The sequence below is a fragment of the Streptomyces sp. NPDC090442 genome, from assembly GCF_044769405.1.
Lineage (GTDB): Bacteria > Actinomycetota > Actinomycetes > Streptomycetales > Streptomycetaceae > Streptomyces.
In genome coordinates, this window is record NZ_JBIVXW010000027.1 from 24459 (window position 1) to 36831 (window position 12373).

7 protein-coding genes and 1 riboswitch are annotated in these 12373 nt (G+C 70.4%); of the genes, 3 read left to right on the forward strand and 4 right to left on the reverse strand.

Annotation, left to right across the window (positions count from 1 at the left end; translation table 11 throughout):
* Positions 1-25: 25 nt before the first annotated feature.
* From ACIQU6_RS20040 to ACIQU6_RS20050, 3 genes are all read right to left on the reverse strand, one after another.
* Positions 26-1222, reverse strand: coding sequence for a flavin-containing monooxygenase (locus ACIQU6_RS20040; RefSeq protein ID WP_403482983.1), 1197 nt, complete (start codon positions 1220-1222; stop codon positions 26-28).
* Positions 1223-1479: 257 nt separating this feature from the next.
* Positions 1480-2829, reverse strand: coding sequence for an MFS transporter (locus tag ACIQU6_RS20045; protein WP_403482984.1), 1350 nt, complete (start codon positions 2827-2829; stop codon positions 1480-1482).
* 583 nt (positions 2830-3412) lie between these two features.
* Complete coding sequence (locus ACIQU6_RS20050; RefSeq protein WP_403482985.1) at positions 3413-4036, reverse strand: DUF2867 domain-containing protein; 624 nt, start codon at positions 4034-4036, stop codon at positions 3413-3415.
* Positions 4037-4131: 95 nt separating this feature from the next.
* On the opposite strand from ACIQU6_RS20050, the gene ACIQU6_RS20055 reads away from it, so the two are divergent.
* The 3 genes from ACIQU6_RS20055 (at position 4132) to ACIQU6_RS20065 (ending at position 11048) form a co-directional block, all read left to right on the forward strand.
* On the forward strand, positions 4132-4692 hold the full coding sequence (locus tag ACIQU6_RS20055; protein ID WP_403482986.1) for a TetR/AcrR family transcriptional regulator: 561 nt from the start codon (positions 4132-4134) through the stop codon (positions 4690-4692).
* Positions 4693-5607: 915 nt separating this feature from the next.
* Positions 5608-5786: riboswitch (M-box (ykoK) riboswitch) on the reverse strand.
* Between the two features lie 257 nt (positions 5787-6043).
* Positions 6044-6394, forward strand: a complete 351-nt coding sequence (locus ACIQU6_RS20060; protein ID WP_403482987.1) for a hypothetical protein — start codon at positions 6044-6046, stop codon at positions 6392-6394.
* Positions 6395-6494: 100 nt separating this feature from the next.
* Positions 6495-11048, forward strand: coding sequence for an HAD-IC family P-type ATPase (locus ACIQU6_RS20065; protein WP_403482988.1), 4554 nt, complete (start codon positions 6495-6497; stop codon positions 11046-11048).
* A 223-nt stretch (positions 11049-11271) separates the two neighbouring features.
* On the opposite strand, the gene ACIQU6_RS20070 is transcribed toward ACIQU6_RS20065, so the two are convergent.
* On the reverse strand, positions 11272-12273 hold the full coding sequence (locus ACIQU6_RS20070) for an L-histidine N(alpha)-methyltransferase (protein WP_403482989.1): 1002 nt from the start codon (positions 12271-12273) through the stop codon (positions 11272-11274).
* Between the last annotated feature and the right edge of the window lie 100 nt (positions 12274-12373).

Below are 12373 nucleotides of genomic sequence, written 5' to 3' on the forward strand. Positions count from 1 at the left end.
TCTTGGGCGCGCTCCCTCTGCGGAGTCAGTCGCGGCGATGGCCGTCCCGAGGGCGAGGCACGGAAACGGTGGTGCCTGGCCCTCGGGCGATGGCGCGGGCGATGGCCCGAGCCTCGACGCCCACCTGGTGCAACGCGCCGCTCAGCGGGTTGGTAAAGCCGGCGAAGTACAGGTGGGGCGCGGTCGGAGGGGTCTGGCGGCCGTTGACCGTGGGATAGCCGGCCTTGTCGAGGACGTCGAGACCGGGGAGGAGGGCGTCGAGATGGGGACGGTAGCCGGTGGCGGCGATGACCACGTCGGGGGCGACGTGCGTGCCGTCGCAGAGCAGCACGCGGGGGCCGTCGAAAGCGGCGACCGCGGCGACCGGCTCCACCAGCCCCGACCGTACCGCCGCCACGAAACCGTGGTCCAGCACGGGATTTACGCCCTCGCGCGCATTGCGGACGAAGGGCCCGGTGCGGGGCCGAGGAATGCCGAACGAGGCCATGTCCGGCAGCGTGCAGCGCTGCGTCAGGAGCGATGAGCGGTCGCGCCAGGCAAGGGGAAGAGGCTCCGTCACCCGCCCGAGCAGGTGCCAACGACTGGAGCTGCGGGGAAGGATGTTGGGTGGAGTGCGAACCGCGATCCACACCCACTCCGCCACGTGCTGGGCCAGCACGGTCGCGATCTCCGTTCCGCTGTTGCCGGCGCCCACCACCAGGACGGATCTCCCGCGGTAGGGGGTGGGGTTGCGGTACTCGGCGGAGTGCAGGAACGTGCCGGTGAATCCGTCGCGTCCGGGCCAGTGGGGGAGGTGGGGCGTGTGACTGCGTCCGGTCGCCACGACCACGGCCCGGACCGGGAGGGGGCCGGAGGAGGTGTGGACGCGCCACCGCGTACCGGGGGACGAAGAGCGCTCGATGCGGTGGACGGCGGTCCCGGTACGCACGTCAAGGCAGTGCAGGGCACGGTACCGCTCCAGGTACTGCACATACTCGTCCCGACTCGTCCAAGTGCCGCCTTGTTTGGGCAACTTGAGGCCGGGGAGCCCCGACGAACCCCGTGTGGTGTGTAGTCGCAGGTGGTCGTAGCGCTCGGCCCAGCTCGCGCCGGCGTGGTCGCCGCGTTCCAGGACGACTGCCGGTACGCGCAGGCGGGCGAGCATGGCAGCGGTGGCCAGGCCGCTGGGGCCGGCACCGATGACCGCAACGGGGAGACCTTCGGCAGGCAGTCGCTCAGACATCACGGGTGCTAACGACGACCGACGCGGCCGAGTCACGCGAGTGTTTGTGGCGGAGGGCGGCGGTTGTTGGAGTGACGACGGCGTGGTGCGACCACGGACGGATGAAGTCGGCCGGCATCGGGCGCGCCGCCTTCGGGCCTGCGGAAGGGGGCCGGGCGAAGCCGCTCGTCCCTGGTGGACATGGAAGGGCCCGGAGCCCACCACCGAAGCGCTCGGGCTGCGTGCGTGGCGTGGCCCCGGGCCGGGAGAGGGCTGGTTCAGTGTGTGGGGAGTCCCGTGCGGGCCAACTCGCGGGCCTCCTCGACGGATTCCACCGCGGGGGCGGAACCGGGCAGGGGGCGGCGGGCGGACTCCGCCGCGAAGTAGCAGGCGACGGCGCCTATCGCGCCGGCGGCCATCAGGTAGTAGCCGGGCACGTTGACGTCTCCGGTGGCCTCCACCAGGAGGGCGTTGATGACGGCGGTGGTGCCGCCGAACAGCGAGACCGAGAGGTTGAAGCCGATCGACAGGCCGCCGTACCGGATCTCGGTCGGGAACAGCGCGGGCAGCGCGGAGGGGACGGTGCTGTTGAAGCAGAGCAGCATCAACGACATCAGGACCAGACCGAACAAGACGGAGGTCAGCGTGTTCTGTTGGATCAGGAGCACCGAGGGCACGCCGAGCAGGATCAGCATGCCGCAACCGAAGTACATCACCGGCTTGCGGCCGATGCGGTCGGAGAGCCGGCCGACGAAGGTGATGAGCACCATGCCCAAGGCCAGGACGGAGATCTCCAGGATCTGTGCCCAGGTGGCGCTCACCGAGGGGGCGAACTTGGCGATGTACTCCAACATGTACGTGGTGAGCATGTAGTTGACCACGTTGAAGACCAGTACCAGGCCCATACAGACCAGCATCGGTCGCCAGTAGTTGGCGAAGATCCTGCGGATCTCCTTCATGGTCTGGTTGCCCTCACGGCCCTTGCTCTCCGCGACCACTGCCTGGAAGGCCGGAGTGTCCTCCAATTTCAGTCGGAGGTAGAGGCCGATGATGCCGATGGGGCCGGAGATGAGGAACGGTATGCGCCAGCCCCAGGAGAGCAGGGCCTCGTGGGACATCACGCCGGGAAGTTGGATGACCAGGCCGGCCACTCCACCGAACAGATAGCCGGTGAGAGTACCGAACTCCAGCCAACTACCGAGGAATCCGCGCTTCTTGTCGGGGGCGTATTCGGCGATGAAGGTCATCGCCCCGCCGTACTCGCCACCGGTGGAGAATCCCTGGATCAGCCGCGCGAGCAACATCAGCAGGGGAGCGGCCGGTCCCATGGTCTCGTAACCGGGGATGAAAGCGATGGCGAAGGTGCCGATGGCCATCATGATGACAGTGATGGAGAGGACCTTGGTACGGCCGATGCGGTCGCCGAGAGGACCGAAGAACATCCCGCCGATCGGGTGCACCAGGAAGGCGACGGCGAACAGGCCGAGGGTGCCGATCGTGCCGATGGTCTGACCCGCGCCGGTGAAGAACACCGCGGTGAGCACAGGCGTCAGGTTGGCGAAGACGCCGAAGTCGAACCACTCGGTGACATTTCCGATCGCCGCTGCGCCAATCGCCCTTCTCGTCACATCAGGGTTGGTGACGGTTATTTCTTCAACTTTCAGCGAGTTTCGGCTCGCAGCTTCGGTATCGGCATTATCGGCGTGTTCAGCCGGCACAAATAACTCCTCAAACATCGCTTGCGGGAGCGCCGTTGGGGACCCTTCAGCTCGGCGTGTGCAGCCCGGCACGGTGTGTGCAGCACGGACGCAAGGCGGCGCTCCGTACTATTCTCGGAAAGTCGTCAGAGGGTTGTCTTGCATTTTGCTTTGTTGTGATGTGGGTGGACGCTGGCCTTTGCGGTGCGTGTTCGACGAATCGCCCGCTGTGGGGCGCGATTCACTGTGGCGGCGAGCGCGACTGCGACTCCAATTGTCGCCATGCACGTCAGAACGGCGAGAAGAAATGGTTAAGTTGATGCCGTCATGGGTACGCCGCTGTGTCTATTGGCATTGAACCCCTGATGGCGGCGGGCGGTGACGGCTCGTGATCGGCTGCGGTATGCCGCGCCTATGAGGTAGGCGCTGGGCATCGGCTTGACTGGTCTACGGAACCTGCCGCCTTGAGCGTCGCCGCCAGCGGCGCCTGGAGCGCGAGGGCGGGGGCTGGAAGTCAGCCATCACCTGGGGGACGTTGGTGCGCGCTCCGTCTGGCGGCGTTTGCCTGCCACTCGCGGCCGACGGAGCGCATCAGCGCCGGATACACCCCGAGGTACCGGAAGGGCTTGATGGCAGCCATGTAGAGGGATCCGAACAGACCGTTGGACTTCACCAGGACGGCCATCTGGCCGCGGTATCCGCCAGAGCCGTCCGGAACCCAGCCGATGTGCATCACTGCGTGCACGGTCTTGTTGCCCATCTCGGCGGCCCACTCATCGTCCCTCTGGTAGAGCGAGGTGAACGGGGACAAGCCGAGGTCGGGGCCCTGGGGGCCGTCGCGAAGGTCTGCCGGCAGTCGGTCGCGCAGGGAGGGCACCCTGGTGCCGACGCCGGTACCGGGCTTGTCCCAGCCGAGCAGCGCTCCGAGCTTCCAACGGACGGCGAAGAGTACGCGGGAGACGAGACCTTCTCCGGCCACCCCGTCGCTGATTCCTTCGGCAGTCTGGCGCACCAGCCACACAAGGTCGTCGGGTCCGCCGGGGGTGGGCAGTGCCCACACGTCCTCGACCGTGAAGTCGCCGGCGATCTCGTGAATCCGCCAGGGGCGGTCGGTGTGGGCGGTTCGGGGGAGTCGCATGAGCAGGCCCCTGTCTATACGGTGGCGTATAGATGGAGCATAGAACCGTTTATACGCCCCCGTATACTCGGCGGGGACGTGAGGAGGCACACGCTATGGGCGCCACTCGCACGCCGCGGGGCAAGTGGATTGAGGAAGGCTTGCGGGCACTCGTCGCAGGCGGTCCCGAGGCGGTCCGGATCGAGGCGCTGGCGCAGGCTCTCGGCGTGAGCAAGGGGGGCTTCTACGGGTACTTCCGCAACCGGGACGCGCTGCTCACCGAGATGCTCGACACCTGGGAGCGCGAGGTCGCCGAGAGCGTGATTGAGCAGGTTGAGAGCGGCGGGGGAGACGCCAGGGCCAAACTGGACCGACTGTTCACCATCATTGCCGCCTCCGTCGACGGGCCGGTGCGGGGCGCCACCGCCGATCTGGCGATCCGCGACTGGGCCCGCCGGGACCCGGCCGTTGCCGAGCGCCTGCGCCGCGTCGACAGCCGCCGTATGGACTACCTGCGTTCGTTGTTCTCGGCCTTCTGCCCCGACGAGGAAGAGGTCGAGGTCCGCTGCCTCGTCGCCGTCTCGACGCGCATCGGCAACCACCTCTACGCCGGCGATGACGGCAAGTGCAGCCGCGCGGAAGTGATGGAGCTGATCAGGCAACGGTTGCTGGAGTAGGCACAAAGCCCGCTACTCACCGGCGGGAGCGGCCGAGCCGCTACCGCTGAGCAGCCGTCAGATCATTGACTGCGTGAGCACGAACGCCAGGGACGTCGTCGTTGGTGGCCCGGCCCGGCGGAGCGCCAGAGGCTCGCAGGGCGGGACCTGCTTCCCTCACCGCGCGTTAGCGCGGCATCCTTGAAGAAGCGCGCCCAAGACTGTTCTCCACTGGACGGACCGGGGCGGGAGTGAGTCCGTCTGCCACGTGCCGCATCCGCTGTTCCCCCGGCTGCATCCCGCACCAACGCCCTTACACGGGCGCATGGTTGCCCGCACATCGGTGGGAGTCGCTGGAGGGTGCGCGCGGTCGGGTGGTGGAGACCGGCAAAGGCGCAGGGGCTAGTTGAGGCCGCGCCCTCTGTGGCGAGGCGCCACCAGGGGCGTATTCCGGAGCCTGTGTGGGGCTTGTGAGCGCTTGCTGCACCACGCAGACGGCAAGCGGGAGCATCAGGCGGGCGAGGAGGCCCGCGCCCGCTGCGTCAGCGGCGCTGGACACGACGGGCTCTGCGTGGGCCAATGCCCGGCGCAGGATGGGGCGTAGCGCGTCGGGGGTGATGTCGGGGACGGCGAGGGTGAGGCCGGTGGCGGCAAGGTGGGGCCAGGTCAGGTGAATGCGCACAGCAGGCTCCGAGGGGGAACGGGCCCGGCCGCGCACGCCGGCAGGAAGCAACCAACACGCCGTGTCTCAGTGCCTCGTGGGCAGGGTCAGCGTGTGGAGGGGGGAGCGGCGTCAGTGGCGGCCGGGCGGTGACGGGCGGGTCGGCCTGGGAAAAACGGGCTCCGGACTATGCCAGGGACTCAAGCCCCTCACCTCCTCGCGGCCGGGGCACCCGTGGGTGCCGGACATGGGCCGAGGAGCCTCCGCGACGCGGGTAGGCACCTCTCTCGTCACAGCTTCAGCACTACGCGGCGTATTCCCGGCCAAAGTTGGACGGGCAGCCGCTTGGGCGCACCCCTTAATCCGGGGTGAGCTGTCCTGACCCGGGGCGTCTCTCGACGTTCGGGGTCAGCGGCCTGTGTCCGCGCAGACGCCTCACCTAACGAGGTGCTTGCACATGTCGAGAATCACGAACGCGCGCAGACGCTGTCAAGCACGGACACCGTCAAAGCACGTTTACGGAGACCGTAGGCGACGTAGGTAAACGCCAATCGAACACGGCGAGTTGGCGACGTGTCCGTACCCGGAACAGGAGATCTTGTGAGCGAGAGCGCCCATTTACCCCCCTCGTCCTCGTCGCGCCCGACGGAACGGTCGGGTCCCTTGGGGGCGGTACAGGCCGTGGTGGGCCACGTGCCCGGTGCCTCCCTCGTGAAGGAGGTCATGGACGGGGCCTTGGAGGCGGTCGGTTCGGTGCCTCCCGCGACGCGCCGGATCGCGGCGTATGCCGGTGTCGGCATCCTGGGCGTGGCGGGCCTGGTCGAGTGGCCGGTGGCGGCCGCAGGCGCCGCGGTCGTGTGGCTGACACAGCAGAACCCCGGGAAGGACGACGGGGCAGACGCCTTGCCGGCCGGTGAACAGCAGCGCTCGTCAACGGCCCCTGCCACGTCCAACAAGCGGGCGAAGGGCGCGCGGAAGTCGCGATCGCCGCAGACGCACGGCCGGCGCGACGGCGCGGTGCCGATCGACGCCGAAGCGCCGTCGGGGCAGGCGGCCGGCTGACCCGCCCGGCGCCAACCGTCGGCAGCCCGGCCATATCGGGCATCACTCTCTCCCCGCACCGCGGTCACGACCGGTGCGGCTCTCTCGCGAAAGTAGGACAGTGGTTCTGCGATTACTGACCGGCCTGCCTGCGGCCGGCCTCGGTGTGGCGCTCGCCGCTCCGGCCCGGATCGTCACTCAACTCGCTTCCCCGGCCGACGCGTTCCGGCGAGGCGCTGTCGAACTCTCCTCCACCGGCGTGCGCACCGCGGCGAGTGCCGCGGCCGAGGCATCGGCGACGGCCGTGCGCATGGCCCGGGTGGCCCGCAACGCGCTTGCCCCCGCGGACGGTTGCTGGCGCGCCGGCAGCCGTCTCCAACTGCCCTTGCGTCTGGCCCCCGAGGCCGATGGTGCTCCGCCGCTGGAGGAGGCTGCGGAGAAGGTGGCCGCTGCCCTGCTGGACCATCCCGATGTGCTCCTTGCCTACTGGGACGGCAGGCTGTCCCGGTTGGTGGTGCGGGCGACCGACGAGGCCCTGGTTGGCACTGTCGAACGCCGGGTGACGGAGCTGGCTGCCCGGTACGGGCTGGAACTCTCCGACGGGACGGCGGAGTCACACCTTCCGCACCCGGGCAGCGCCACCGATGTGCGCGCTGCGGCGATGGTCCTGGCCTGCGACGCGGCAGGCATCGCCACGGCGCTGACGACGCAGGTGATGCGGCTGCAGAAGTCGCCGCGGCTGGTCACCGCGGCGGTGACGCTGCTGCGGGAGGACTCCCGGGTCCGGAACGTGTTGCACCGTCGGCTCGGTACGACCGGCACCGACCTGGTGCTGGCCGCGGTCAACGCCGCCACGCACGGTCTGGGCCAGTCGCCGACCGCGCTCGTGCTGGACGGGGCGCTGCGCACGGGGCAGTTGGCGGAGGCACTGGCCCGAGCCGCCGCGTTCGACGCCGCGCACGACAGCCTCTGCCTACCGGACCGGCCGGGCCTGTCCGGGGCCGGGCTGTCCCGGCCACCGCTCCGGCGGAATCCGGGCGAGGAGTACGCCGACACCGCGGTCACGGGCAGCCTCGTGGGAGCAGCCGCAACGCTGGTGTTCACCCGCAGCCTGGCCGGTGCCGCGGAAGCGGTCCTGGCCGGATCACCGAAGGCGGCACGCTACGGCCCAACAGCCTTCACGGCCGCCGTGGGCAGCGCCCTGGCCCAGGGCGGAGTGCTGGTCCGCAGCGTCGAGCGGCTGCGCCGCCTGGAGCTCGTGGACACCGTGGTGCTTCACCCCGGCGCCCTGCGCAGCCCGCGGCGGACGGTCCTCGACGTCGACCCCGGCACGCCTTCGTGGGACCACGACCGGCTCTGGCACGCCGCGACCGCGGCGCTGCGCGGCGCCGACGATGCGGCAGGTGACGCCAACCAGCCCGCGGTGAGCCTGCGTCCGGCATCCGACGGCGAGCCGGCCGACACCGGGCTGATGATCGCCTCCACGGGCGGGGAGGACATCGGCACCGTGCTCGTCGGGTGGGAACTCGACCCGCGAGCCGAGTCGGTGCTGGACGCGGCACGCCGGGCCGGCCTGAACGTCGTGATGGTGGACGACCCCTCCCTCGGCGACTTCGCGTCACTGGCGGACACCGTCGTCGCCCCCGAACGGCCGCTGGCCGAGGTCGTGCGCGGGCTGCAGGACGACGGCAAGGTGGTGGTGACGGTCACGCGCATCGACCACGAGGACGCCGGGAGCCACGAGTTGCTAGCGGGGCTGCTGGCCGGTGATCTCGCCGTGTCCGTCACCGACGGGCGCAGCACGGTGGTCTGGGGCGCCGATGTCCTGGCGCTGAACGGCCTGGAGGGGGTGCGGCGGCTGCTGGCGGCCACCTCCGCCGCGCGCGCCGTCAGCCGACGTTCCACGATCCTCGCCCAGTCGGGGGCGGCGCTGTCCGGGCTCTTGGTGGTCACGGGAGGCTCGCCCGCCCGACGCATGCTCCTGCCGACCGGGGTCCGGCTCAGCCCCGTCAACGCGGCGGCCGGGGCAGCCCTGTTCTCGGGATGGCGGGCCGCGTACGGCTCGCTCGCCCGCACCGCGCCCCACCCGGGTCCGCGCGTACCGTGGCACGCCCTCCACCCCGACGAGGCGCTGTCCCGGCTGGCCAGTACGCCCCGAACCGCCCCCACGATGCTGTCGCGGCTGCGCACCGGCGCGGGTGCCGCGGCCCGCTTACCGGTCTTCGCCCCGGCACGCACGACGATGTCCCTGATCGCGGCCGTGCGTGCGGAACTCGACGATCCCCTCACCCCCGTGCTCGCGGTCGGCGCGGCCGCCTCGGCGGTTCTCGGGTCCACCGTCGACGCCCTCCTGGTCACCGGGGCGTTGGGAATGAACGCCATGGTGGGCGGGGTGCAACGCGTGCGCGCCGAGCGCGCGTTGGCCGCCCTCGCGGTCGGTCAGCGGCAGACGGCCCGGCGCCTCACCGACTCCCGGACGGGGACGGCAACAGTCGTCGACGCCGCCCGGCTGAGGCCCGGCGACCTGATCGAACTGGCCACCGGCGACGTGGTGCCCGCTGACGCCCGACTCCTGGAAGCCGCCGACCTGGAAGTCGACGAATCCGCCCTGACGGGCGAGTCGTTGCCGACCCGCAAACAGGTGGCCGCCACACCCCGCGCGGCCGTGGCGGACCGCGGTTGCATGGTCTACGAAGGCACGACCGTGGTCGCGGGCCGCGGCCGGGCCGTCGTGGTCGGCACCGGCGACCAGACCCAGGCCGGACGCGCCGCGTCCCTGGCCTCACGGGCCCCGGCCGCGGCAGGGGTACAGGCACGGTTGCAGGAACTGACGAAGCGGGTGCTGCCGCTCACCCTCGCCGGCGGAGCGGCCGTCACCGCACTGTCCCTGCTACGCGGACGCCCGGTGCGCGAGGCCGTCGGCGGCGGCGTGGCGGTGGCCGTGGCCGCGGTCCCGGAAGGTCTCCCGCTCGTGGCGACGGTCGCGCAGATGGCCGCGGCGCGCAGGCTCAGCAGGCGCGGGGTACTGGTGCGCACCCCGCGCACCCTGGAGGCGCTGGGCCGTGTCGACACCATCTGCTTCGACAAGACCGGCACCCTGACCGAGAACCGCCTGCACGTCGTGTACCTCGTCACCGCCCAGGGCGCCACTCACGCCGCCAACGCCCCTGAAGCGGCCGCGGTGTTGCGGACCGCGGCCCGGGCCTGCCCGCGCCCCGACGAGACGGGCGTGCACGCACACGCCACCGACGAAGCCGTACTGGCCGCGGCCCAGGACGACCCGGACTGGCGGCAGACCGACGCCCAGCCCTTCGAGGCCAGCCGCGGCTATGCCGCCGCCCTCGGACAGCACCCCGCGGACGGCGACGCGCACCTGCTGGTGATCAAGGGCGCACCGGAAATCGTGCTGCCGTGTTGCGCGGAGGTCCCCGCCGATGCGCAGGAGAGCGCGCAGTCCCTGGCCGGACAGGGACTGCGCGTGCTGGCCGTCGCCCGGCGCCGGCTCGCGTCCGGCGAAGCACCCGACGCACTGGAAAAGCCCCTGAAACGGTTGGAGTTCCTGGGATTCGTGGCACTGGCCGACACTCCGCGGGCCGGGTCCGCTCCACTGGTGGCCGGGCTGCGCCAGGCCGGACTGCGGCCGGTGATCCTCACCGGCGACCACCCGCAGACCGCCCGGGCCATCGCGGTGGCCCTGGGCTGGCCTAGGGATGTCACCGTGGTCGCCGGTCACCAGTTGTCCGCCCTCGGCCGGGCCGGCCGGGCCGAACTCCTGCGGGACTGCGGTGTGGTGGCCCGCGTCGCCCCCGAGCAGAAGCTCCAGGTGATCGAGGCGCTCCGGGAGGCGGGGCGGGTGGTGGCCATGGTCGGCGACGGCGCGAACGACGCCGCAGCCATCCGCGCCGCCGATGTCGGCGTCGGCATCGCGGCACGCGGATCGGCCGCGGCGCGCAACGCGGCGGACCTGGTCATCACGGGCGACGAACTCTCCGTCCTCGTCGACGCCGTGGCCGAGGGCCGGGCCCTGTGGCGCAGCGTGGCCGATGCCATCAGCATCCTGATCGGCGGCAATTTCGGCGAGGTCGGCTTCACCGTGCTCGGCACCCTGCTCGACGGTGCCTCCCCGCTGTCCACGCGGCAGTTGCTGCTGGTCAACCTCCTCACCGACATGTTTCCGGCGATGGCCGTGGCGGTCACCCCACAGGACGAGGAGCCGGGTGAGGAAACGTCTCTGCCCGGCGATTCCCCGGTGGGTATCGCCGCCCTCGGTGCCCCGCTGACCCGGCAGATCCGCCAACGCGGCCTGGTCACCGGGCTCGGCGCGACCACGGCATGGCTGATCGGCCGGCTCACCCCGGGCTCGGCACGGCGCACCAGCACCATGGCACTGTGTGGAGTAGTCGGAGCCCAACTCACCCAGACCATCAAGGGCCGACAACGCAGCCCCCTGGTGATGGCGACCGGATTCGGCTCCGCCCTCGTCCTCGCCGGCATCGTCCAGACACCCGTGGTCAGCCACTTCTTCGGATGCACACCACTGGGCCCGGTCGCCTGGACCGGGGTCGGCGCCGGCATCGGCGCCGCCGCCCTCTCCCCGTGGGTACTCCCGCCCGCCGAACAACTACTGACCCGCCTGACAGCCACCCTGCGCCCAACCATCCAGGTCACGCGCTGACGCAGCGACGGAACGCGGTGAACGGGGTTGGCAAGTGCCCCGTCCCCTCCCGACGTGTTGCGCCCCATCCCGCTCTCGGCGTCGCCGGCAGTGGTGGGGCGCTCACGTTGGTCGGTGCTGGCCTTGGTTCTCACCGAATGCAGTCGGTGCCTGGCCTGGCCCTACTGAGAGGAGCTCGTCCGGATCGAGTTCGTGCCCCAAGTTCGGGAAGGGAAAGCGGCGTTCAGGGCGTCGGAGTCGCAGCGACGAGAACTACGTGGCTGCCCTCGCCGCGTTCGAGCAGGCGCACCTGGAGCCCACAGTCGGAGAGCTGGTCGGCCACCGCCGCACTGTCCTGGTAGAGATAGCGCCAGACCACCACGGTGTCGTCCGGCTCGAACGACACCGCTCGGTTGCCCCCTGCGGCATCGAAGGCCACCGTGACCGGCTCCAGGAACCGTGCGCGCACGAAGATCTCGCTACGCATCCGGTCGAACCCCGATTCGGTGACGTACCAGGAGCGGTCGATGCCCAGCAGGTCCAGCCCCGCCAACTGCTGCGGCTTGTGTGCACCGCCGACCTTGACCTCCTTCATGAACGCGGGCCTGTCGGCGCCGATGTCGATGCGCAGCGTCAGCAGCAATACGTCGTGCTCACTCATGGCGCTGCGCACGTGGCGTAGGACCTGGTTCGGGTCGGCGAAGTTGTACAGCGTCCCGCCGGCCATGATGACGAAGCGGAACGGTTCGCCACCGGAGTGCCCGGAGGCGCGCTCGGGTGCCAGGACCCGCTTGAGATCCGGCCCGGTGAAGTCGCCCTGCCACAGCTCGAAGTGCTCCGCATGGTCCGGGAATTCGGACTGCAGGTTCTTTCTGGCCAGTTCGAGGATCTCGGCGCTGATGTCGACGGCACGATATCCGGCCAGGCGGGTGCGCTCCAGAAGGTGACGGATCAGACCGCGTACCGGACGCGCGGTGCCCGGCCCGAGATCGACGATCTGTACGGGAGACGATGGCGGGGCAAGGGCCAGGAGCTGTTCGGCGTGCCGGGTGAGGAGGCTGTTGATGTCACGCAGCATCGGCACGAGATCGGGGTTGGACGGTACTTCGCCCGCCCGCCACATCTCGCTTCCCTCGCCGAGGTAGGTCAGTTGGTAGGGGAACTCGGCCCGGAGGCTGAGCGAATCGGCGACTGCGTCCACCTGGGCAGCCGAGTAGAGGCGATGGAAGTCCTCACGCGGGGTCACCGCATGCCGTTGTATACCCATGGCGCAGAGTAGATCGTCAGCCTTACGGGTCCGTCCAGCATGTGCTATGGCCTTTGGCTGAGTTCAGCCGGTCGTTGGC

Coding starts and splice junctions, on each gene's coding strand:
- ACIQU6_RS20040 (WP_403482983.1), bottom strand. CDS start 1,222: ATGTCTGAGCGACTGCCTGCCGAAGGTCTCCCCGTTGCGGTCATCGGT.
- ACIQU6_RS20050 (WP_403482985.1), bottom strand. CDS start 4,036: ATGCGACTCCCCCGAACCGCCCACACCGACCGCCCCTGGCGGATTCAC.
- ACIQU6_RS20055 (WP_403482986.1), top strand. CDS start 4,132: ATGGGCGCCACTCGCACGCCGCGGGGCAAGTGGATTGAGGAAGGCTTG.